Origin of the sequence: Leadbetterella sp. DM7 (assembly GCF_040829825.2) — a bacterium.
Taxonomy (GTDB): Bacteria; Bacteroidota; Bacteroidia; order Cytophagales; family Spirosomataceae; genus Leadbetterella.
This window is the reverse complement of record NZ_JBFOLH020000004.1, coordinates 293,361-316,360: the sequence shown is the minus strand read 5'-3', so window position 1 is coordinate 316,360 and position 23,000 is coordinate 293,361. Positions and strand designations below refer to the sequence as shown.

At 49.8% G+C, this 23,000-nt stretch carries 20 protein-coding genes; 7 read left to right on the top strand and 13 right to left on the bottom strand.

The window, feature by feature from the left end; translation table 11 throughout:
- Nucleotides 1-2: 2 nt before the first annotated feature.
- The 6 genes from AB2U10_RS06935 to AB2U10_RS06910 are packed head-to-tail and all read right to left on the bottom strand — an operon-like array spanning nucleotide 3 to nucleotide 6,804.
- Nucleotides 3-482: a DUF456 domain-containing protein gene (locus tag AB2U10_RS06935; RefSeq protein ID WP_367913623.1), complete on the bottom strand. Its 480-nt coding sequence runs from the start codon at nucleotides 480-482 to the stop codon at nucleotides 3-5.
- A 39-nt stretch (nucleotides 483-521) separates the two neighbouring features.
- Nucleotides 522-1,727, bottom strand: a complete 1,206-nt coding sequence (locus tag AB2U10_RS06930) for a pyridoxal phosphate-dependent aminotransferase (protein ID WP_367913622.1) — start codon at nucleotides 1,725-1,727, stop codon at nucleotides 522-524.
- 21 nt (nucleotides 1,728-1,748) lie between these two features.
- The gene (locus tag AB2U10_RS06925) at nucleotides 1,749-2,690 is read right to left on the bottom strand and encodes a phosphoribosylaminoimidazolesuccinocarboxamide synthase (RefSeq protein WP_367913621.1); all 942 of its coding nucleotides are present in this window, start codon (nucleotides 2,688-2,690) and stop codon (nucleotides 1,749-1,751) included.
- Nucleotides 2,691-2,737: 47 nt separating this feature from the next.
- Complete coding sequence (locus AB2U10_RS06920) at nucleotides 2,738-3,373, bottom strand: tetratricopeptide repeat protein (protein WP_367913620.1); 636 nt, start codon at nucleotides 3,371-3,373, stop codon at nucleotides 2,738-2,740.
- Complete coding sequence (locus AB2U10_RS06915; RefSeq protein ID WP_367913619.1) at nucleotides 3,374-4,330, bottom strand: vWA domain-containing protein; 957 nt, start codon at nucleotides 4,328-4,330, stop codon at nucleotides 3,374-3,376.
- Complete coding sequence (locus tag AB2U10_RS06910) at nucleotides 4,327-6,804, bottom strand: PIG-L family deacetylase (RefSeq protein ID WP_367913618.1); 2,478 nt, start codon at nucleotides 6,802-6,804, stop codon at nucleotides 4,327-4,329. The genes AB2U10_RS06915 and AB2U10_RS06910 overlap by 4 nt, the downstream gene beginning before the upstream one ends.
- Before the next feature lie 157 nt (nucleotides 6,805-6,961).
- Here AB2U10_RS06910 and AB2U10_RS06905 point away from each other — a divergent pair, with 157 nt between their 5' ends.
- The 4 genes from AB2U10_RS06905 to AB2U10_RS06890 all read left to right on the top strand — a co-directional run bounded on the left by AB2U10_RS06905 (nucleotide 6,962) and on the right by AB2U10_RS06890 (nucleotide 11,979).
- Entirely contained in the window at nucleotides 6,962-7,174 is a 213-nt protein-coding gene (locus AB2U10_RS06905; protein ID WP_367913617.1) for a DUF8507 family protein, read from the top strand.
- A gap of 3 nt (nucleotides 7,175-7,177) precedes the next feature.
- Entirely contained in the window at nucleotides 7,178-7,579 is a 402-nt protein-coding gene (locus AB2U10_RS06900; protein WP_367913616.1) for a putative toxin-antitoxin system toxin component, PIN family, read from the top strand.
- 146 nt (nucleotides 7,580-7,725) lie between these two features.
- Nucleotides 7,726-10,371, top strand: coding sequence for a sodium-translocating pyrophosphatase (locus AB2U10_RS06895; RefSeq protein WP_367913615.1), 2,646 nt, complete (start codon nucleotides 7,726-7,728; stop codon nucleotides 10,369-10,371).
- 105 nt (nucleotides 10,372-10,476) lie between these two features.
- Entirely contained in the window at nucleotides 10,477-11,979 is a 1,503-nt protein-coding gene (locus AB2U10_RS06890) for an NAD(P)H-hydrate dehydratase (RefSeq protein WP_367913614.1), read from the top strand.
- A 9-nt stretch (nucleotides 11,980-11,988) separates the two neighbouring features.
- Here AB2U10_RS06890 and AB2U10_RS06885 read toward each other — a convergent pair whose 3' ends face one another.
- The 4 genes from AB2U10_RS06885 to AB2U10_RS06870 form a co-directional block, all read right to left on the bottom strand.
- Nucleotides 11,989-13,275 carry a hypothetical protein gene (locus tag AB2U10_RS06885; protein ID WP_493820334.1) on the bottom strand — a complete coding sequence of 429 codons (1,287 nt, stop codon included), beginning with the start codon at nucleotides 13,273-13,275 and terminating at the stop codon, nucleotides 11,989-11,991.
- A gap of 105 nt (nucleotides 13,276-13,380) precedes the next feature.
- Nucleotides 13,381-13,914, bottom strand: coding sequence for a shikimate kinase (locus AB2U10_RS06880; RefSeq protein WP_367913612.1), 534 nt, complete (start codon nucleotides 13,912-13,914; stop codon nucleotides 13,381-13,383).
- Nucleotides 13,911-15,038 carry a BT_3928 family protein gene (locus AB2U10_RS06875; RefSeq protein WP_367913611.1) on the bottom strand — a complete coding sequence of 376 codons (1,128 nt, stop codon included), beginning with the start codon at nucleotides 15,036-15,038 and terminating at the stop codon, nucleotides 13,911-13,913. The genes AB2U10_RS06880 and AB2U10_RS06875 overlap by 4 nt, the downstream gene beginning before the upstream one ends.
- Before the next feature lie 6 nt (nucleotides 15,039-15,044).
- On the bottom strand, nucleotides 15,045-15,581 hold the full coding sequence (locus AB2U10_RS06870) for a DUF1599 domain-containing protein (RefSeq protein WP_367913610.1): 537 nt from the start codon (nucleotides 15,579-15,581) through the stop codon (nucleotides 15,045-15,047).
- Between the two features lie 37 nt (nucleotides 15,582-15,618).
- On the opposite strand from AB2U10_RS06870, the gene folP reads away from it, so the two are divergent.
- Both folP and AB2U10_RS06860 read left to right on the top strand, forming a co-directional pair.
- Nucleotides 15,619-16,452: a dihydropteroate synthase gene (folP, locus tag AB2U10_RS06865; RefSeq protein ID WP_367913609.1), complete on the top strand. Its 834-nt coding sequence runs from the start codon at nucleotides 15,619-15,621 to the stop codon at nucleotides 16,450-16,452.
- Nucleotides 16,453-16,592: 140 nt separating this feature from the next.
- A complete protein-coding gene (locus tag AB2U10_RS06860; protein WP_367913608.1) occupies nucleotides 16,593-18,329 on the top strand; it encodes a T9SS type A sorting domain-containing protein in 1,737 nt (578 codons plus the stop codon).
- A 213-nt stretch (nucleotides 18,330-18,542) separates the two neighbouring features.
- Here AB2U10_RS06860 and atpG read toward each other — a convergent pair whose 3' ends face one another.
- The 3 genes from atpG to AB2U10_RS06845 form a co-directional block, all read right to left on the bottom strand.
- Complete coding sequence (gene atpG, locus AB2U10_RS06855; protein WP_367913607.1) at nucleotides 18,543-19,421, bottom strand: ATP synthase F1 subunit gamma; 879 nt, start codon at nucleotides 19,419-19,421, stop codon at nucleotides 18,543-18,545.
- 36 nt (nucleotides 19,422-19,457) lie between these two features.
- The gene (gene atpA / locus AB2U10_RS06850; RefSeq protein ID WP_367913705.1) at nucleotides 19,458-21,038 is read right to left on the bottom strand and encodes a F0F1 ATP synthase subunit alpha; all 1,581 of its coding nucleotides are present in this window, start codon (nucleotides 21,036-21,038) and stop codon (nucleotides 19,458-19,460) included.
- 221 nt (nucleotides 21,039-21,259) lie between these two features.
- On the bottom strand, nucleotides 21,260-22,012 hold the full coding sequence (locus tag AB2U10_RS06845) for a DUF4412 domain-containing protein (protein WP_367913606.1): 753 nt from the start codon (nucleotides 22,010-22,012) through the stop codon (nucleotides 21,260-21,262).
- Between the two features lie 175 nt (nucleotides 22,013-22,187).
- Between AB2U10_RS06845 and AB2U10_RS06840 the strand changes: the two genes are divergently transcribed.
- The gene (locus tag AB2U10_RS06840) at nucleotides 22,188-22,925 is read left to right on the top strand and encodes a 3-keto-disaccharide hydrolase (RefSeq protein ID WP_367913605.1); all 738 of its coding nucleotides are present in this window, start codon (nucleotides 22,188-22,190) and stop codon (nucleotides 22,923-22,925) included.
- Nucleotides 22,926-23,000 lie beyond the last annotated feature (75 nt).

Here is a 23,000-nt window from a genome sequence, read left to right as displayed (position 1 = left end):
AATTAAATATTCCGAAATATCTCTATGCCCGTCACCACCAGCATGACCAGGCAGAGGAGCACTTTCACCACGATGCCTGCCATAAGGCCGGCGAAGCTTCCCACAGCCGCTTTAAAGGCCCGCGGGGTGTTCTGATCGTGGAGGAATTCTCCGAGGAAAGCCCCGGCAAAAGGACCGATAAACAGGCCGAAAGGCCCCAGAAAGAAACCGGCTACCAGGCCTGCACCCGAGCCGTACATCCCCCATTTTGAGCCGCCGAATTTTTTGGTTCCCCAGACGGGCACGTAGTAGTCGAGCACCGTTACCAGGGCCGTCAGCACACCCAACACGATAAGGGTATTCTGGCTGAAATCAGCAAACCGGGAATAGTGCACGGCTATCATGCCGGCAAAGCTCAGCGGTGGCCCGGGCGTGGGCAGCACCGCCCCGGCCAAGCCGGCAAAAAGGCAGAGAATTCCGGCGATCAGTAATACGGTGTCCATAATGTATGTTCATTTAACGGTCCTCCCGGGGGCTGTTGCTCACTTCCGCCGGCTATCCAGGAATTCGGCAATGCGGTCTGCCGCATCGGATAAAGTAGCGTAATCGGGCAGGAAAACAATCCGGAAATGCCCTTTATCAATAAAGTTAAAGCCGGTTCCGGCTACTACCAGCACTTTTTGCTCCGTAAGCAGGCCATAGGTAAAGGCCACGTCGTCTTCCAGGTTAAAGCGGCTCAGGTCTATGCCGGGAAACATGTACAGCGAACCTTTGGGCTTCACACAGGTTACCCCGTCAATGGCCGACATCTTCTCATAGATGAGGTTGCGCTGTTCGTACAGTCGCCCGCCTCCGGCTATCATTCCGCGGATCACCGTATCGTCTTTCAATGCCGCCGCAATGGTGTACTGTGTGGGCACGTTTGCACAGAGACGCATGGAAGCCAGCAGGTTCAGTCCTTCCAGGAACGACTTCGATTTCCGACCGGAAGGGATGACCCATCCGCCCCTGAAGCCGCAGGCAAAATAATTCTTCGACAGCCCTCCGAAGGTCATAAAATGAACATTATCTGACAGCGTAGCAATGGGGATATGCTCCAGCCCGTCGTAGAGTATCTTATCGTAAATCTCATCGGAAAAGAGCATAAGGTTATGCTTTTCGGCCAGGGCCACGATCTTTTCCAGCACTTCTTTTTTGTACACCGCTCCCGTAGGGTTATTCGGGTTAATGATCACCAAGGCTTTGGTGCGCGGGGTGATCTTCCGTTCCATGTCTTCCACATCGGGGTTCCATTCGTCGGCCTCGTTGCAGACGTAGTGTACGGCCGTACCTCCGCCAAAGCCTACGGCGGCTGTCCACAGGGGATAATCCGGTGCCGGTACCAGCACTTCATCACCGGGGTTCAGCAGGGCCTGCATACACATGATAATGAGCTCACTGACACCGTTTCCTACAAATATCTCTTCGGGCTTTATGCCGGTAAAACCGTGTTGCAGGTAGTAGTTGCAGATGGTTTCCCGCACTTCCATTACCCCCAGGTGATGCGAGTAGCCTTCGGCCTGCTTCAGGTGCTCTTTCAGGGCTTCCCGTATGCCTTCGGGTACGTCAAACCCGAAAGGTGCGGGGTTTCCGATGTTGAGTTTCAGCACGGAGTGGCCTTCTTTTTCCAGCTCCAGCGCCTTATCGAAGATAGGCCCCCGGATGGCGTAAGAAAGGTTAGAGAGCCTTTCGCTTTTCAGAATTTCCATTATGTATTGAGTTGAAGTATATCAGAGTTTTTTCAGAAACCGCTCCACGTTTTCCTGCACCCGTTTAAGGATGTTCTCGGCAGGTCTCTTTTTAAATTTCTCCCCGGTGAATTTCTCGTACAGCTCAATATAGCGGTTGGAGATCTCTTCGGTTTTTTCATCGGTCATTTCCGGAACCTGCTGCCCTTCTTTTCCCTGGAACCCGTTTGCAATGAGCCATTCCCGCACAAATTCTTTTGACAGCTGCTTTTGCGGCAGTCCGGCGGCCTGGTTCTCATTGTATTTATCCAGGTAAAAATAGCGCGAAGAGTCGGGCGTATGAATTTCATCAATCAGGTAGATGGTATCGCCCACATGGCCGAATTCGTATTTGGTGTCTACCAGGATAAGCCCGTTCTCGCGGGCCATCTGCGTTCCTTTCTCGAAAAGAGCCAGGGCATATTTTTCCAGCTGCAGGTAGCGGTCTTCCGCCACCAGGCCACTGCTGATAATCTCCTCGCGCGAGATATCCTCGTCATGGCCTTCGTGCGCCTTGGTGGTAGGGGTAATGATCGGTGCCGGCAGGCGGTCGTTTTCTTTCAGGCCCTCAGGCAGCGAAACGCCGCATACTTTGCGTTTGCCTTCCCGGTACTCGCGCCAGGCATGCCCGGCCAGGTAGCCGCGTACTACCATTTCTACAGGGAACGTCTCGCATTTGATTCCCAATGCCGCATTCGGATCGGGTACGGCAATCAGCCAGTTAGGCACGATGTCACGGGTGGCTTCCAGGTTACGGGCGGCTATCTGGTTCAGTACCTGCCCTTTATAGGGAATGGCGCGGGGTAAAACCACATCAAAGGCAGAAATACGGTCAGTGGCCACCATCAGCACATATTTGCCCAGCCCGTACACGTCTCTTACTTTGCCCCTGTAAAATGAAGTTTGATTCTTAAAATGAAAATCGGTTTCGTTAATGGTATTCATGATAATTCAGAAAGACTAAAATCCCGCGATGTTTGCAAACTACAAAATTACCAATCTTTTTCTATTTTCTGATGACTATTTTTACCGGGAATCACGCCTTTGTTTTCAGAGATCCGGAGGTTATCGAGCAGCTGGAGGGCCCGCTCCCGCGAAATATTCTCGGAAACGTAATGTTCCAGCTCTTCTTCCCGCTCGTCAGAGGTAACTACCCGGGTATTTTTTTCTTCTTCCAGGGGTACGGGCGGGGCCTTGCGGTGGTAAAGCCGCGAAATCAGCTCGTAATTGAAACGGGCCTCCTGCAGGCCGTTATTTTTTTCAATCGCCGAGCGGAAAAAATCGAGGGCGGCCGACGTGTCTTTGCGCATCAGGGCCAGTATGCCCAGCTGGTTACGGGATACTGACGACTGGCCCGGATCGCTGATATCGCGCGAGAATTCGTAGTTGATGCGCGCGGCCGAAGTATCGCCCATGGCAAAATAGGCATGGGCAGCATCCAGCCGCAGGTGAATATCGATCACCCGGTGAACCTCTTCCAGCCGCTCAAAAACGGTGATGGCGCCTTTATAATCGTGGCTGGCCATTTTCTGGTTAAAGTCATCAATGTACTGGTTTTTCTGCTCAATATTGGTATAGAACCGCGGATTGAGAAGGAAAAAGATGATATAATAAATAAAAAAATGCACTTATATCTTCAATACTTTAATGGTGATCAGGAAATCTACCCCTACAAATATCAACGCCAGGAACAGGAAAAATATATATTTATTATAGGTAACGCTCTGCCGGTTTACATCATCTGCCGGGCTCACCACCAGGGCTATCTTATCGGCCAGCGCAGGGAGGTCATTCTGCAGGTTGTTAAGAATAAAATATTCGCCGCCGCCCGCCCGGGCAAATTCACTTATTTTATCGATTTCCAGGCTGGAGATGACCTCTTTGCCTGCTTCATCTTCTTTAAAACCGTATGTAGCGGGTATCCTGCTGCCTCCCAGGGTGCCCACTCCTACAAAAAAGAGCCGGATGTTATCTTCTTTCAGTCGCCGGGCTATGGCCGGGTCAAGCGGGTAATGCGCCTCCCCGTCTGTAATGATAACGCCTACTTTACCGCGATTCTGCGTTCCCGTACCCAACTTTTCATGAAGCAGGGCCAGCACCGGGTTGAAATCGGTAGAACCACGGCCCAGCAGGGAGGTACGCAGGGAGCGCAAAGAGTTGCGGATGTTTTCCTGGTCAAACGTCAGCGGGGTCAGCACATAGGCTTCCGAATGAAAGACCATCACTCCTATCCGGTCTGATTTAAAGCGGTCGGTCAGGGCAAGCATCTCACTTTTGGCTTTGTCTATGCGCGAAGGCTCCACATCGGTGGCATTCATGGATTCAGAAAGGTCAAAAGCCACGAAAATATCCCGGCCCGAAGCCCTTGCCTCCGTTTCTGTCACGCCGAAGTTAGGCCCGAGCATGGCGATAGACATCAGCCCCAGGTATATAGACCGCACCAGGAACTTGAATACGGCTGACATGGCAGATGTTTTCAGCTTACGGGCCGCTGAAAATACCCGGTAGAAGTAAAACAGGTAGATCAGCAGGAAGCTGATCAGGAACAGGTATTCTACCCGGGTAAATTCCCTGCTGAAATTCATTTCTTCACAGAGATCAGGTTAGCGATCAGCCGATAGGCTCCCGGTACGCCGGCGGGAAGCTGGCGGAAGAGTGACAAACCGGTAAATACAAAATTGCCTTTTCCGTAGTGCGTATAGAGCAGGGAGCCTTCCTGTTCGGTTTCTCCCTGGTCTTTCATGGCCAATACAGTGGTGTATTTGTCTGACCACTCCTGGGCAAAATAAAGGCCTCTTTCCTGCACCCAGCCTTCAAAATCGCGGGCAGTGATGCGGTTGGGGTAGTTCAGTACCGGGTCAGCGGGGTTCACAAAGCGCACAGCTGCGTCTTCTTCTGTCACACGCCCCCGCCCTATGGTCATGGGGTACGGCCCGAGCTCATTGGTCTTGATCCGGCCGTAATACGCCTGGGTCTGGTATTGTACCAGCAGGTTCCCTCCGTTTTTCACGTACTCCAGCAGCAGCTTCTGGGAGTTGGTCAGCCAGTCTTTGGTGTTGTAGGCCCTGACCCCGATAATAATGGCATCCAGCCGGCTCAGGTCGCCTTTTATGCTGTTTTCATCCAGGAAGGTCACCTCGTACCCGATCTGCATCAGCGACTGCGCCACCTCATCACCCGCACCCATAATATAGCCTACCTTCTTCCCTGCAATTTTTACATCGAGGTTAATGGCTTTGGCCGCAGCTTTCGGAAAAACGTTCAGCTCGGGAATATGCTCGTAGGCAATGTGCTTCCAGGCGTGGTTGTAGGTGCCGCGGGCATTAACGGCTACTGCCCCGATCACGGCCTCCGGTGTGCTCTTGCCCGGTGTAACCGTAAAATAAACGGGTTTCTCCTGGTCTTTTTCCGAGAATTCCACGTCGACCGATGCCGGTGAGCAGGTCCAGCCGGCCGGCAGCTTCAACGATACCGTGGCTTTATTGGAGGCCAGGTTGTTTTTGGCCACTACCCCGACCGTCTTGCTTTGTCCGCCGGTGAAAATGAAAACATTCTGCTCAAAGTTCAGCATAATTTCGGGCCGGATCTCCACATATTTGTAAATCTCCCCGCGCGACGGCTCGGTATATTTGTATTTGACCGGGTGCCGGTACACAATGGGTTCCCCGAGAATGCTGACCGTATATTCGGCCCAGAGGGCATCAGGAGCCATGGGCTGGTTGCGGAATTTCTCATCCGACACCCGGTATTTCCCCACCTCCTTGCTTTCTTTCAGCCAGTAGGGCTGGGTGATTTCGGCGTCAGCAGGAATAGTCACATCAAAAACCATTTCGGTATTCCGGTTATTGGTCAGCCGGGTAGCAACAAGCGTGTCTTTTGTTACCGCGCCGCTGATCTTCAGCTCTTTCAGCTCTACGGGCAGGTCAGAACGGTTCACGGCTGCCGAGAACAGCTTCAGGGTCTGGCCCGGCGAGATGCTGTTGGAAGCGGCGTTCACTTCCAGGTAAATGCCTGCACAGGCAAAAATCAGCTCCCGGCATTCGTCAAGCTTTTCATATTTATAAACCGATTCGGGCAAAGACGCAATGAAACCGTAAATCTTCACCAGGTCAGGCACGGAGGCGGAAGGCTTCCGGAAATCGTATTGCTGAATTACCTGCTCCAGGAGCAGGGCTATTTTCTGTCCGCCGTCTACCCTTCTCCAGGAAAGGTCGATCCCGTCAAAAATATCTTTTTCAGCCGGTTCACCCTTAACATGCACCAGGTAATCCGAGCGCTCACTCCGGGTAGGAGCGCTCCCGAAGCCCTGGCTCCGGTGCTTGCTGCGGGCACGGGCGGCAATTTCGGTATACGCTTCTCCCAAAATGGGATTAAACTCGCCCAGCGGGATCTCCACATAGCTGCTGCCTTCGGGAATGGTATTGGTAAACCCGCTGCCAAAGGTATTCCAGACCAGCCTTTTGGGCTGCCATACTTCTACTTCTTTCAGTTGTTCCGGGAAACGTTTCGGGTCTCCGGCTGCATCAAAGGCTTCTTTCGACAGCACCGCAGAAGCCGAATGGTGCCCGTGCCCGGCGCGCGCATCGGGAGGGAAACGGTTGATCATCACATCGGGCCTGAATTTGCGGATCCGGTAAACCAGGTCTTCCAGGATCTTTTCCTTGCCCCAGAGCAGCAGCGCCTCGTCGGTTGATTTGGAGAAGCCAAAATCTACCGCCCGGGAAAAATACTGTTCGCCCCCGTCAATTTTCCGGGCTTCAAGCAGCTCGTGGGTACGCAACAGGCCCACATACTCGTCCTGCTCCGGGCCGATCAGGTTCTGGCCACCGTCGCCCCGCGTCATAGCATAATAGGCCGTTCTTACTTTTTTCTCTTTGGAAAGCCAGGTGATGAGCAACGTATTTTCATCGTCGGGATGGGCGGCGATATACATGGCATTTCCCAGGGTGCCCAGGCGCTGAAGGCCCAGGTAGATCTCGCTGCTGTTCAGCGGCCGGGGCTGGGTCAGCCCCACCAGTGCCGGAAACAGGAGATATATACATAAAACGATTTTTTTCATTTAATGCTTTAGAGATAGGATCACAATGATTGGAAGTGTAAAAATAGCAATAAGATTTCAGAATGAGGCCGAAGAAGGAACAATTGATGCGTATGTCTATGACAAAACATTTTTAATTTAACTTGTAATTTTGTATTTTTGTAGAAAACTGATAGAAATGGCAGCGGTATTAAATAATTCACAATTAGAGGTTTTAAAAGTACTGAAGTACCTGAAAGACGAAAAAGACGTAGCAGAAATCAAGTCTTTATTAGTAGCTTACCTGTCAGAAAAGGTAGTTCGCAGTGCTGATAATGCTTTTGATGAAAGGCAATATTCTGAGGGGGTTTTTAATAAGTGGAAAAAGGAACATTTTCGAAAAACTTCATAGGCAATGAAAATTGTTCTAGACTGTAATATACTGGTCGTTTGTCTTACTTCCCGATCTCCTTATCATCATATCTACCAATCATTGATAGGCGGAGAATATGAGTTAGCCGTAACTTCGGAAATTTTACTTGAATACAAAGAAATCATCACTCAAAAATACGGTCAAACTACAGCGGGGGCTTTCATGGCTTTGTTATCAGAACTGCCCAACATAGAATTTATTAATACCTATTATCAGTGGAATTTAATTTCTGCCGACCCTGATGACAATAAATATTCTGATTGTGCTATCGCATTTAACGCAGATTATCTCGTAACTGAAGACAAGCATTTTAACATTCTGACAACTGTTCCATTCCCGGAAGTTCCCACTCTTTCTCTTGATGAATTCATGAAGATTCTGTAAGAGAGGCTCCCGGCCATAAAAATTCAGGAGTTGAAGTTCCTCCCTTATATATAACTAAACCAAATATCTTTGCACAAATTACTTTTTATTCTCTCCCTGATCGTATAAATTTGCACGATTTTATCAAAAGATATAACCATTTAATTATGAATTCAATTGTTTACTTAGTGCCTCTGTTCGGACTGGTGGGCCTGATTTACACCGCCCTGAAGTTCAACTGGGTATCCAAACAGGACGCCGGCGAAGAAAATATGAAAAGACTTTCCGGTTACATAGCTGACGGAGCCATTGCTTTCCTGAAAGCAGAGTGGAGAATCCTGGCCATGTTTGCTTTGCCAACAGCCATTGTCCTGTTCTTTTTAGGCAGTGATGAAGGAACCCCGGCGCATCCCATCCATTCTTCTCCGCTGATCGCTCTTTCTTTCCTTATCGGTGCGGTATTTTCGGCGCTGGCCGGGTACATCGGTATGAAAGTGGCAACACGGGCCAATGTAAGAACAGCCCAGGCCGCCAAAACCTCTCTTGCCAAAGCCCTGAACGTATCGTTTACAGGGGGTGCGGTTATGGGTATGGGCGTAGCCGGACTGGCCGTGCTTGGTTTCGGCGGACTGTTCATCATTTTCTATAATCATTTCGCCCAGGGGCTGGGCCTTACTTCGGTAGAGATGAAAAAAGCCATAGAAGTACTGGCCGGCTTCTCTCTCGGAGCCGAGTCTATCGCCCTGTTTGCCCGGGTAGGTGGCGGTATTTATACCAAAGCCGCTGACGTAGGCGCTGACCTTGTAGGTAAAGTGGAAGCAGGTATCCCGGAAGATGACGTTCGTAACCCGGCTACCATTGCCGATAACGTGGGCGATAACGTGGGTGACGTGGCCGGTATGGGCGCTGACCTTTTCGGTTCGTACGTGGCTACTATCCTGGCTACCATGGTGCTGGGCCAGGAGATCAATGTAACCGATAACTTTGACGGGTATTCACCGGTGCTGCTGCCTATGCTTATTGCCGGTGTAGGTGTGCTGGCTTCGTGGATCGGTACCTGGTTTGTACGGGTTAAAAACGAAAATGCCTCCGTGCAGAATGCGCTTAACTTAGGTAACTGGACGTCTATTGTAATTACCCTGATAGCTTCTTACTTCCTGACCCTGCATATCCTGCCTGAAACGCTGTCGCTGAGAGGATTTGAATTTACCGCTAACGGTGTATTCTTCTCTATTGTAACCGGGCTGATCGTAGGTGCGCTGATGTCTGTCGTAACCGAATACTACACAGCCATGAACAGAAGGCCGGTAGACTCTATTGTCCAGAAATCGGGTACAGGTCATGCTACCAACATCATTGGCGGTCTGGCGGTAGGTATGGAGTCAACCGTTATTCCTATCCTTATCCTGGCCGTGGGTATCGTGGTATCGTATTCTTTTGCAGGCCTTTACGGGGTATCGATTGCGGCAGCCGGTATGATGGCTACAACAGCCATGCAGCTGGCTATTGATGCTTTCGGTCCTATTGCCGATAACGCCGGTGGTATTGCCGAAATGTCTCAGCTGAACCCGGAAGTACGTGAAAGAACCGATAACCTGGATGCCGTGGGCAATACCACTGCCGCTACCGGCAAAGGCTTCGCCATTGCTTCTGCCGCCCTGACTTCGCTGGCCCTTTTTGCAGCGTTTGTGGGTATTTCCGGAATCGATGCCATCAACATTTATAAGGCTCCGGTACTGGCCGGGCTTTTTGTAGGAGGTATGATCCCGTTCATCTTCTCTGCCCTGGCTATCTCCGCGGTAGGTAAGGCAGCCATGGAAATGGTGAATGAGGTTCGTCGCCAGTTCCGGGAGATTCCCGGTATTATGGAGTACAAAGCCACTCCTGAATATGAAAAATGCGTAGAGATCTCTACCAAAGCTTCTATCCGGCAGATGATTGCTCCGGGCGCCATTGCTATCCTGATGCCGGTAATTGTAGGGTTCGGACTGAAAGGCATGTTTGCCGATACCAGCTCTGCAGAGATCCTGGGTGGTCTGCTGGCCGGTGTAACGGTATCCGGCGTACTGATGGGGATCTTCCAGTCTAACGCCGGCGGTGCATGGGATAATGCTAAAAAATCATTCGAAAAAGGCGTGATCATTGACGGCCTTCCTTACAAAAAAGGCTCTGATCCGCACAAAGCGGCGGTAACAGGCGACACCGTAGGCGATCCGTTCAAAGATACTTCAGGTCCTTCCATGAATATCCTGATCAAGCTGATGTCTATCGTATCGCTGGTGATTGCTCCGTACATTGCCAATACTGCTTTTAGTGAATCAGAAGCCGATGATGATGACGTAGTGGTGGTTGAACGGGTTTCTGTAGAAAAAGTCCTGCCTTCGGGCCTTAAGCTTTCTTTCTTTGATAACGGGATCGAAGATCAGCTGATCGGATTCATTGAAGATGACAGTAAGAAGCCGGGCAATGACAACTGGTTCAATTTTGTGGATCTCAACTTCAAATCAGGAAGCAACGAGATCGACGAAACCAGCATGAAAGAGGTGGAAAATATTGCAGCCATTCTCACCGAATACCCTAATGTAAAAGTGAAGATCGGCGGCTATACCGATAATACCGGTACGGCTGAAGGCAATCTGAAGCTTTCTGACGAAAGAGCTTCCAACGTTAAAAATGCCCTGGTTAACCTGGGTATTGCGGCTGAGCGGCTGACGTCAGAAGGTTTCGGACAGGAACACCCGGTAGCCTCTAACGATACCGAAGAAGGCAAAAAGCAAAACCGCCGTATAGCGGTTTCGGTACGGGAGAAATAAGCTTTGCCTACAGAAAAGAGCCGGTTAGGAGTCTGCCAAAAGATTTTTAACCGGCTCTTTTCATTCTGATGATATCCGCTTACTTTTATCCTAAAATCATTCTCCATGAACATTCTCACGGCACAGCAGCTGAAAGAGGCCGACACCCGCACCCTGGAGGTCCGGCAGATCAGTTCCTGGCAATTGATGGAAAAGGCTGCGGCCGCCCTTTTCGAATGCCTGAAAGCGGATCTGGATATATATACCACGCATTTTACTATTCTCTGCGGTCCGGGGAACAACGGCGGCGACGGCCTGGCGCTGGCCCGCATGCTCTTTTCAGCAGGCGGTCATGCTGAAGTCCGCCTGCTCAAATCAGCGTCTTATTCTCCTGATAATCTTGAAAATCAAAAACGCCTGGGCGAGGTGCCCGTTACTTTTTTTGACTTCAGCTCCCGGCTGGATCTTGCTGAAGATACCGTGATCATCGACGCTTTATACGGGTACGGCCTGAACCGGCCGCTGGCCCCCGGCTGGGCTTCCATAGCAGAGCAGGTAAATGCCTCTGGGCGGCGCGTACTTGCCGTAGACATGCCGTCGGGCCTGTTGGCCGATGCCCATACCGGTAGCAGCGCGCCGGTCATAAAAGCCCACCGGGTCTACACCTTTCATTGCCCTAAAAAAGCGCTCCTGCTGCCTGAAAATGCATCGAGGGCAGAAGATTTTAAGGTGATTGATATCGGCCTGGAAGATCACTTCCGGGCTGCTGAGCGGTATATAGTTACGGATACCGTTCGGGCCCTGATCAAAACGCCTTCCCGTTTTGCCCACAAGGGAACCTTCGGGCATGCGTTGATTGCCGGCGGAAGCTACGGCAAAACAGGTGCGGTGATTTTAGCTGCCCGGGCAGCCTTGAAAACCGGCTGCGGCCTGGTAACGGCTTACGCGCCCCGCTGTGGCTATATTCCCCTGCAAACCGCTGTACCCGAAGCCATGGTCATCACCGCGGCAGAAGAAGAGTACCTCGATACCTTTCCCCGTAAATTTCAGCACTTTTCTTCTGTGGGCATAGGAATAGGAATGGGTACCGGTGAAAAAACGGAAGCGGCTTTCCTGCAGTTCCTGGCCTCAGAGGGCCTCCCGCCCCTGGTACTCGACGCTGACGCCCTGAATATTCTCGCCCGTAACCCGGATTCTTTTTCACGGATCCCCCGGAATTCTATCCTGACCCCGCACCCCAAAGAGCTGGAAAGGCTGACCGGGCCCTGGAAAGATGATTTCGAAAAGCTGGAAAAAGCGAAACAGCTTTCCGGCCGGGCAGGCGCAATTGTTGTGGTCAAAGGAGCCAATTCAGCCCTTGTTTTCCCGGACGGCAGTATATCCTATAATTCGACAGGCAATTACGGGATGGCAAAAGGAGGCAGCGGCGATGTGCTGACAGGCATTATCACCTCGCTGCTGGCACAGGGTTACCCTCCTGAAGAAGCCGTTGTTACAGGCGTGTTTCTGCATGGCCTGGCAGGAGATATTGCCGCCGGGCAAACCGGGCGGAGGGGAATGACGGCTTCTGACATTGTACATGCCCTGCCTGCCGCATGGCAGGAAATCGCACCGGAAGGTAACCGGTAAGAAGCTCTCTTATTCTGAGATCGTTTTCCGGCCTGTACCCCTGTACAGGTTCAGCAGTCCCATGATCAAAACAATGCCAAAAAGAAAAGCCACGAAACGCGGACGCATGAAGAATTGTTCGTATTCCAGGATATTGCCTTTGAGAATCTTGGAGGCAATTTCAAGGTTCAGAAAATAAGCCACACTCACCAGCCCGTAAATCAGGAAACGATGGGTGTAAAGGGCGTAACAGCCCGCAAAAAGGATAGCCGAATGGGCATAACGGGCATGCATCTGCGTATTAAAATAAAAGAAGACGATCGGGATCAGTATGCCCATCATCAAAAGCTTATCTACCGGGTACCGCCCGAAGTAATCTTTCTGCTGTATTTTGCGGATAAAATAGATCAGCATGGGCACAAAGATGACCATCATGGCCAGGCAAAAAGCCAGGAGACCCCATGAATTGTAGCTCAGCCCCCAATGTCCCTGCACATCCAGCTCCCGGACGGGGTTTTCAAAGATAAAAAACCAGAAGTTATTGGCTCCCATCGAAATCAGGGGATACCTGCCTACCATATCAACGGCCACATGGTATACCTTCAGCAGGTCGCCGGTAAGTGCAAAAGGCAGCAGGATGAGCACCTGGAAGATGATCATCGGGATAAACGCTTTCAGCACTTTCCCCGGTTCAAATTTCTCGATCATATGCTCAAGACATACAAACCCGATGAGCGGCAGGTAAACCAGCGCCTGGATCTTGGCATTGAGCGCTATAAAGAAAAACAGGATGCTCAGTGCCAGCCGGTTCCGGGTGGCGTAGTAGAAGCTCATGAAAACGAGGGTGGTGTAGATACCGTCCCACTGGCCGTACAGCAGAGAATCGTAGAGGAAAGCAGGATTCAGCAGGATCAGCAGGCAGAAAAGCGCAGCCTGCCGGTAGGTTTTGTACCGTTCCCGTATAAATTGATAAACATAGAATATCCCGATCAGCTCAATTGCAAAAGTGAAGAGCTTCAATGAGTTGATGTTCAGAATAATGGCTTCCGTGCTTCCGGCCAGTAATGCATAAACGTACAGGATATAATGGGTCACGGGGAGATAATCCACCCCCAGCTTATATACATTCTGCAGCCCGTTTTCAAGCATATAATTTGCCCACGAAATCCAGACCCTTCTGTCATATTTGCCCGGAGTGGTACAATCCGGTACAGCCACAACAGCAATAACAAACCCTGCCAAAAGAAGTATCAAAATACTCCTGTTCTCCTTCTGCCACTCTAAAAAATTGCCATAAATGTGTTTAAGCCGTCTCATGTTGAGCAGTATGAATTGTTGTAATCCAGTTGTTTAGTATCTTGTTGCAAGTGCGATTTTAGTGTAAATAGAGCAGCAAACCTAGTTTGTGCGATTAAAATAGCATTAGAAAATGTCTTTCATGGCTTTAGAGAAATGCGCATCCAGTATCCAGAGTATGGTATTGGCGTCGGTGTCTCCTTCTATAACAATATCCGCGCGCTTATAGATCCCGATCCGCTCGTCGTATGTTTTGGTAAGCGTATCTACCAGCAATTCGCTTTCGAGGTTGTAGAGCGGGCGGTTATTTTTCTTGGAATTGCGCATTCTTTCTTCCAGCTTCTGGGGTTTAACATCCAGGAAAACGCTGATCCCGTTTTCTTTGATAAAATCCATGTTGTTCCCGCTGCAGGGCGTTCCGCCCCCGGTGGCGATCACCAGGCTTGCATTGGGTTCGATACGTTTAAGCTGTTCTGTTTCTATTTTCCTAAAATATTCCTCTCCTTCCAGATTGAAAATCTCACTGATCTTCTTCCCCTCTGCCAGCTCAATCTTTTTATCGAGATCAATGAATTCATAATTCAATTCTTTCGCCAATTGTCTTCCTAACGTACTTTTCCCGGAAGACGGCATTCCAATCATAAAAATATTTGTAGTCATCTATAAACTGTAGTACTATTGTTAATCAACTTTTTAATTTTCTCGTCTGACGGCAGGCGGTTAAAGCTCCATTTCCCTAAAATCAGCCCGTCCTGCATAAGGTAGATAACGGGGTTATTGCGGGCCATGGTTTTAAGTACCTTTTCGTCTGCGAAATAATAAGCGTAATTCAGCTTTTTGGCTTTAAGGTAAGTTTCTATTCCTGTTTCCGGGGTAAGGATAACCGGTTTTATCTGCATTTTACCTGCTTTAGCCGCTACTTCACGGTATTTTTTAAATTCCAGGTTTTCAATATCTGCCGTAGACTTCAGGATAAGCACCAGCACTTTCCCTTCCAGCACATCGGCCAGGGCTTCGGCACCGGAGGTATCTACCACGCTGAAGTCGGTGATCAGCGGTTTAATGGCTTCTTCATTCAATACCGTGGAGGTCTTATAGGTATAACGAAGGGTATCCATCAGGTATTCTTCCGATGGTATGCTTTCTCCTGTTGATTTATCCAGGAACTCGTACCGGATCTGCGGTGCCACGTCAGGGCGCTTCATTTGTTCCGGGATACTTTTACCCACCGCATAAGGCAGCATGTCTATAACCGGCAGGTAGCTCAGGCTGTAGATGCCGATGCCCGCCGAAATAATGACCGCCAGCAATACGGCGGGAGTGCCGGCGCCGGAGTTACTGAATTTTTTACGGTATATAAACAGGATGACGATCAGGACCATGGTGGCTACGTTTTTCCAGAACGAAGCCCAGGGCTTCAGCTTCAGGAATTCACCGAAGCAGCCGCAGTCGGTAACCCGGTTAAAGTACGCCGAATAAAAGGTAAGGAAGGTAAAAAAGGTCATCAGCAGCAGGGCCGCCCATGCCGTTAAACGGAGCCTGAATCCGAAAAGCAATGCTACCCCTATCACCAGCTCAAGGCAGCAGAAAATCACCGATAAAGTGACCGATGATGCGCTCAGCGCTTCAAAAAAGCCTCCCAGCGCCGGGAGGTCTGTAGCAAATACTTCAAAGTATTCTTTTAGTTTCAGTGCTGTGCCGTAAGGGTCTACTACCTTCAGAAATCCTGAGAAAATAAGGTACATCCCAACGATAACACGTGAAAAGTTCGCCAGTATTTTCATATATTTTTATTGTTGGGCAGCCTGTTCCTGCTTCAGTTTTATAAGACAAAATACCGAATAGTTGATAATATCCTGGTACCCCGACCTGATCCCTTCCGAGATCAGGGTTTTTCCGCCGTTATCCTCAATCTGCTTGATGCGCATGAGCTTCATCAGGATGATGTCGGTCATGGAGCTCACCCGCATACTCCGCCAGGCTTCGTTGTAATCGTGATTTTTATCGAACAGCAAAACCTTCACTTTGTCGGCCTCTTCGTGGTAAGCCGCGCTGACGTCTTCCACATCCGGCCCCTGTGCCATGAGGATAAGCGCCATGATGCAATAATTGATGATCCCGATAAACTCGGAAACCTCCCCTTCGTCTACCCTGGAAAACCCGTTTTCCTGGAGGGTCCGTACCCGTTGGGCCTTAATAAAAATCTGATCGGTAATGGAGGGAAGCCGCAATATTTTCCATGACGTACCATAGTCTAAATTCTTCTTTGAAAATATCTCAAAGCAAAGAGTTATTATTCTTGAATATTCAGTTTCGGTCTTAGGCATTTATATAATTCAATAGTTTTTAGTTTTTTTGCAAACTATGAAAAATACATTAAATATCGGTGGTAAGATTCTGAGCTTAAATCAACCTCTCATCATGGGAATCCTGAATGTTACGCCGGATTCATTTTACAAAGATAGCAGATTTAATCCTAATCAGGAAACGTTTCTGAAAAAAGCTGAAGCGATGATCCGGGAAGGGGCGCACCTGCTGGATGTAGGGGGATATTCTACCCGGCCGAACAGTGGAGAGGTATCTGAAAATGAGGAACTTGACCGGGTTATTCCGGCGGTAGAGAAGCTGAGGGCCCGCTTTCCCGGCACCCCTGTTTCGGTAGATACCTTCCGGGCCCCGGTAGCCCGGCAGGCGCTGGACGCCGGGGCCGCCGTGATCAACGATATTTCGGGCGGGGATTTTGATGCCGGCATGTTTCCGCTGATCATTGAAAGGAAACCCGTTTACCTGCTTATGCACCAGGCAGGCCGCTCGGTGACCGATATGCATACCCCGGGCAACTACGAAAACCTCCTGCCGGAGGTGATGGACAAGCTGTTCCGGAAGGCCGCCTATCTCCGGAGCCAGGGAGTAGCCGACATCCTGCTGGATCCCGGTTTCGGGTTCTCGAAAACCGTGGAAGAAAACTACCGGCTGCTGCAGCACCTCGACCTGCTGCAGAACGACCACTACCCCCTGCTGGCGGGCATGTCGCGCAAGTCCATGCTCTGGAAGCTCCTTCAAATCACGCCTGAAGAGTCTCTGCCGTACTCGCTGTATGTGCACGGACTGGCCCTGACCAAAGGCGCCCGGCTGGTGCGTGTACACGATGTATTGCCGCATGCCCGGATCATCCGTATGAACGCCCAACTGAAATAATTTTACCGTATAATAACTTTTAAAGATATTTTAATACCACTTTTCAAGTTCCTACCGCACTTTTACATATATTTGTGATACATTAAATAACATAATCTAATTCGATCATGAGAAAATTATTACTATCTTTTTTCTTGATTTTGAGCGGATATATAGCCTCCGCACAATTGGCCGCCCCACAGGTAGATGTTCAGAGCATTACCAAAACCAGCTTTTCGGTATTGGTGACCCCTCAGGATACTACCGGCGTAAAGGCAATAGAAGTGAAGATTGAAGGCCCCGGGCTTAATACCTCCCTGGTGTCCTTAAGAGGAAATAACCCCTCCCTGTCTTTCCCGTTCAGCTCCCTTGAGCCGGGAGGCAACTACGAAATTACGGCTACCGTAATGGCCTGTGACAGTGCAGCAGGTTGCGGTAACATCAGCCCGGAAACCGTAAAAACCGGAACTACCCTTGAAGGGTATCCACCGGCCGCCACGCTGAAGCTGGAAAACAACTGTCCGCAGTATGTGGGCCTGAGCTGGACCTACCCTGAAGGACCGGTAAAAAATATCATTATCCGTAAATCTTACGGCGGCCCATGGTACTCTGTAGACGAGACCGTACCCCCTTATGAAACTTCTTATTACGATCTTGATGCCCAGGCCGGTGTTCATACCACCTACATCATCTATACGCAAAACTCGCTGGGTGAAAGCACTCCTTCCAACCAGGTCAGCGTACAGGTTATGCCGTATGGCCAGCCCGGTGCCCCGCTGAATCTTCATGCATCAGGCAAAACCAATAACAGCATCAGCATTGCCTGGACCAACGCAGAACAGGACGAGCTCTGCCGGTCGAATATCCGTGACTCGTATTACATTGCCATCAAAAGACAATGGGAAAGCGAATACCATATTATAGGATCTACGTATCCTTATGCAACCAGCTTTGATGTTACCGGTCTTGAAGAAAGCGAGCCTGTAGATATCGCCGTATTTTCCTGGAGCGACAAAGGAATCCAGGGCGGCTGGGCTTACCTGAAAGAAAAAACGTACGGTAAAGCATCTATCCCCAGCAATGTGATCGGGGTATCGTACAAAGATAATTTTGATAACTGGGCGCTGGGCATCAGCTGGACCCATGCCGGAGATGACGCCGACTATTACTATGTAGACGTTAGCACTGACGACGGTCAGACCTGGAATAACCTGGCATTTGTAAAAAGCGGCCAGAATGTGGTTCAGCACGTGAACCTGTCGGAAGGCCAGAAATATACTTACCGGGTAAAAGCCGGCAACTACATCTACGGAGAGTCTGAGTATGCCTACATGAACGGTTATGTAACCGTAGACTATTCGGCAATACCGAATGCACCTTACGGGGTAGTGGCCAAATGGGCAGGCTCTGACGTGGTGCTGACCTGGGTAGACGACTCCAATAAAGAGGAAAAATATATCATTGAAAGAGCCTACAAAGCAGACGGTGATTTCAAGAAAGTCGGAGAAACAGGCCGTAGCGTTACTACCTTCACCGATGTGATTGGCAGCGATACCGCATCTGTTTTCTACTACCGCGTTAAAGCAGAAAACCCGCTGGGTGCTTCAGCTGCCTCTAAAGCGGCTAAAATAGAGAAGAAAGCCGGTGGTGGCGCAAGTGCCGTGGTGGTGTATCCTAACCCTACTGCCGACAGGATGAACGTTTCGGTTCCTGCTCATCTGAAAGCAGAACAGGTAGACGTTAACATTTACAATCAGCTGAACCAGCTGGTGTTCACCAAATCTTACAAAGCGGGTGCCGCTATTGAGGTTAGCCTTAAGAAATACGTTCCCGGAGCGTATAACGTGGTGATCTCTTCAGGAGACTTCAAAGAAACCCGGAAAGTGATTAAGAACTGATCACCCCGGCAGAAAAATAGGAGGCAGCCTGACGGCTGCCTCTTTTTTTTGTGGGTATCCCGCTAATCCGGCCACCCGGAACCCGCTGCCCGACATTCGACACTCGACCCCGACCCACTTGAACCTCCGTACTTGACACTAATCAACTACCGACCAACTCCCGCCCATAAAAAAAGGCCCTCGTAAGGGCCTTTCTATCTTTAATGATTATGCTTAATTTTTTAACGCTTCCGCACCGCCTACGATCTCGAGGATCTCGGTGGTAATGGCTGCCTGACGCGAGCGGTTATACTCAATTTTAAGCGATTTCAGCAGCTCTCCACCGTTATCGGTCGCCTTGTCCATGGCGGTCATCCGGGCACCGTGCTCAGCAGCGTTAGAGTCCAGCACAGCCTTGAACAGTTGCAGCTTGATGGCCTTGGGAATGAGATCCAGCAGGATCTCTTCCTCAGAAGGTTCAAAGATATAATCGATATTGGAAGTAGCCTCCTGCTTACCGTCATTCACCAACGGAAGCATTCTTTCCGTTCTGACGATCTGCGTGGCTACGTTCTTGAATTCGTTATAGATCAGCACTACCTCATCGTACAGGCCCTCTGCAAAGCTCTCCATGATTCCTTCTGCCGCCGTTTTAGCGGTTTCAAAAGACAATCTTGAGAAGATATCGGTATACGAAGGATTAACCGCCGCTCCCCTTCTCTGGAAGGCCTCAAAGCCTTTCTTGCCCAGGGTGAACAGGGTCACGTTTCCTTTGGACTGCTGAGCGGCGTAATTCTCCGCTATATAGGCATTGGCTGCTTTAATAATGTTGGAGTTAAACGCACCGCAGAGCCCCCTGTCGGAAGTCACCAGAACCACCAGCACTTTATTCACTTCCCTTACCTGGGTATAGGGGCTGGATGCGCCCACTTCGGTGTTTTCAGACACCTGTGCGATCAGCTCATTCAGCTTCTGTGAATACGGTCTTAACTGGGTGATCTTCTCCTGTGCTCTTCTCAACTTGGCGGCAGACACCATTTTCATTGCTTTGGTGATCTGCATGGTTGAGTTTACGGAAGCGATCCTGTTTCTTACTTCTTTTAATGAAGCCATTTTTAAAATATAGGTTTAAATTCTTTCAGAAAGGGATTATCCGACGTATTTCTCCGCCAGCTCTTTTCCGAATTTAACTATATAATCTGTATCTTCTTTTTCCAGCTTACCTTTAGAAAGATTGGTAACGATCTCCGGTTTGGTAGAATTCAGAAGCGACAGGAACTCGGTCTCGTATTCTTTTACTTTATTGACAGGAACGGTGTCCATGATACCGTTGATTGAACCGTAGATAATAGCTACCTGGTCACCTACTGATACCGGCTGGTATTGTCCCTGCTTCAGCACCTCCTGGTTTCTTTTACCCCGCTCAATCACCAGCTTGGTAGCCGCATCCAGGTCGGAACCGAACTTGGCAAATGCTTCCAGCTCACGGAACTGGGCCTGGTCAAGCTTCAGGGTACCGGCTACTTTCTTCATGGATTTGATCTGGGCGTTACCTCCTACCCGTGATACCGAAATACCCACGTTAATGGCCGGACGGATACCTGCGTTGAACAGGTTAGATTCCAGGAAGATCTGGCCGTCAGTAATGGAGATCACGTTCGTAGGAATATAGGCCGACACGTCACCCGCCTGGGTTTCGATGATCGGAAGAGCGGTTAATGAGCCGCCTCCTTTCACTTTTCCTTTCAGAGAAGGCGGAAGGTCATTCATTTCCTGTGCAATGGCATCTGACTCGTTGATCTTCGCCGCACGTTCCAGCAGGCGCGAGTGCAGGTAGAATACGTCTCCGGGGTACGCCTCACGTCCTGGCGGGCGACGAAGCAGCAGAGAGACCTCACGGTAGGCAACGGCCTGCTTGGAAAGGTCATCGTACACGACCAGTGCCGGACGGCCGGTATCACGGAAATACTCACCGATGGCTGCACCTGTAAACGGGGCAAAGAACTGCATAGGTGAAGGATCAGAAGCGTTAGCGGCTACGATCACGGTGTAATCCATGGCACCGTAACGGCGCAGGGTCTGCTCTACCGCCTTCACGGTAGATGCTTTCTGGCCGCAGGCTACATAAATACAATATACGGGCTCTCCTTTGTCGAAGAATTCTTTCTGGTTAATGATGGTATCGATACACACCGCCGTTTTACCGGTCTGGCGGTCACCGATCACCAATTCACGCTGGCCTCTCCCGATAGGAATCATGGCATCTACAGCCTTGAGACCGGTTTGCAGGGGCTCAGTTACCGGCTGACGGTAAATTACGCCCGGAGCTTTTCTTTCCAGCGGCATGTCAAAAGTTTCACCCAGGATAGGGCCGTTTCCGTCGATAGGTTCTGCCAGGGTATTTACCACCCGGCCTACAATGCCTTCCCCTACTTTGATGGAAGCAATATCACCGGTACGTTTTGCCGTAGCACCTTCTTTGATATCGGAAGAATCTCCCAGTAAAACCACCCCCACGTTATCTTCTTCCAGGTTGAGCGCCAGTCCTTTCAGACCGTTCTCAAAAGCGATCAATTCTCCCTGTTGTACTTTTGAAAGGCCATAGATACGGGCTACACCGTCTCCTATCTGCAGTACGGTGCCTACCTCTTCTAATTCTGCTTCGGTTCTTGCCCCGGCCAGCTGCTCACGCAGTATGGCAGAAACCTCATCTGGTCTTATCGATGCAATTGACATATATTATTTTTTTATGAAACTTTCTGACTGAAATCCTTACGGTTTTGATTCATAGGGATTTTCGGGTGCGAAATAAGCAATAAAATTTGACATTTCCCATAAAACTTCAAAAAAATACAGGCTATTCTTGTATTTTTCCGGGGACACCCCTACCCCCGTCAGCCTGCGGAAGAGCACCCCGCAAAAAAATGCCGGAGATGCTTTTTTACAGGCCGTTAAAACATGGATTTGTAATCGCCTGCCTTAAATGTATAATTAATTTTAGGTTCAATGGCCGTCAGCACCATTTCTGTTACGTCTCCTTTCTCTGATTGGGTGGTATACCCCAGGATTCCCCGGCCTTCCTGTGCCATTTTGGCCAGTTCGGGGTGGGCGTTATAGGCAAAATAATTGGTCTGCCCGCCTTTGCCTGAGCCCGCAAATGCCCGGGCCATCTGCGTGCCCAAACCGGCCAGCGATTCCACCCGTTTCCGTGAAACCCACATCATCACATCCGACTTATCTTTTTCATTTTTTACGGAATAGCCGTCGCATTCATAGCCCATGATGGTCTTGACCTCTGTCGTTTTGGTTACCCGGATAGCCGCATTTTCTTTCTCGATAGTCTCGTTCAGCTTATCCGGCCGCAGGGCCATACCAATTACCATTTTGCTCTCCATAAAAGTAAATATTTTGGCCTGGCCTATATCAATAATCATAAAATCAATGCCCGCCGCAGCTTTGCCACTTTCGCTGCTCTCCCCGAATTCCATTCCTACCGCAGTACCCTTCGGAGAGAAATAGTATTTGTTGCTCATGCGGGAGGTCTTGCCTTTACGGGTGGTAGTGGTCATTTCATAGGTCATGGAAGACGAAAAAGTGTAGGCACTCTCCGGCTTCGCCCCTTTCATACCCAAAGGGTTGTCCTGGGCGCTCACAACCGGAATGGCCGCCCACACAAGGCATAACAGAAGAATATATCTTTTCATAGTTACGTTATTTTTCTTAAAGTTAATGCCATTTCATTTATTAACCAACTGTAAACTAGCATTTAACATCATTCTATTTTTTACCGGGTTATTGCAGCTGATAAAATAAACCGGGATTTTGTACCTGCATAATGCAGCAAATGCAGATATTAGGGGCATCAATCTTATTACTATTATGCTAAAAAATTTATTTTCAGGAGCTTTCCTTACTTTTTCAGTGGCTTTGCTGTGCAGTTGCTCCCGGGGTTCCGACTTACCCAACCAGCTCACTCCGGAAGAACAGAAAGAAGGCTGGGAGCTTCTCTTTGACGGTCAATCACTGAGCGGCTGGCACCTGTATAACGAGGGAAACAAGCCCTCTGCCTGGAAAGTGGAAAACGGCGAGCTGATGTACCGGTCTGACAGCGCACGCGTGGAGCACGAAGACCTCGTGACCGACAAGGAATTTGAAAATTACGATTTCAGGTTCGAATGGAAAATCTCGGAAGAAGGCAACAGCGGCGTATTCATCAACGTGGTGGAACGCAAGGACATTCCAACGGCCTGGGCTTCGGGACCGGAGTACCAGCTTTTAGACAGCCTTCACCCCGACTATGCCGTTAATTTAAAGAAAAGAGCCGGCTGCCTTTACGGTTTTACCGAACAAAAGAATCCTGTACCTGCCCGGCCCGCCGGAGAGTGGAACCAGGGGCGCATCGTGCAGCAAAACGGCAAGGTGCAGTTCTACCTGAACGGCCTGCTTACCGCTGAGCAGGATATGACCGGCGAAAGCTGGAAGGAAATGATCGCGGCCAGCAGCTTTAATTATTTCCCGGATTTCGGGAAGGCCACCAAAGGCCGGATAGGCTTACAGAAATGGTATAAGAGTGTAGCCTTCCGCAACCTGAAAATAAAAGAAAATAAAGGTGCCTGAAAAGAACCGGCCGTTTGCCGTAACGGCGAGCCACTCCTTTTTAAACACCTTAGCGGAACTTCAGGTACAACCTCA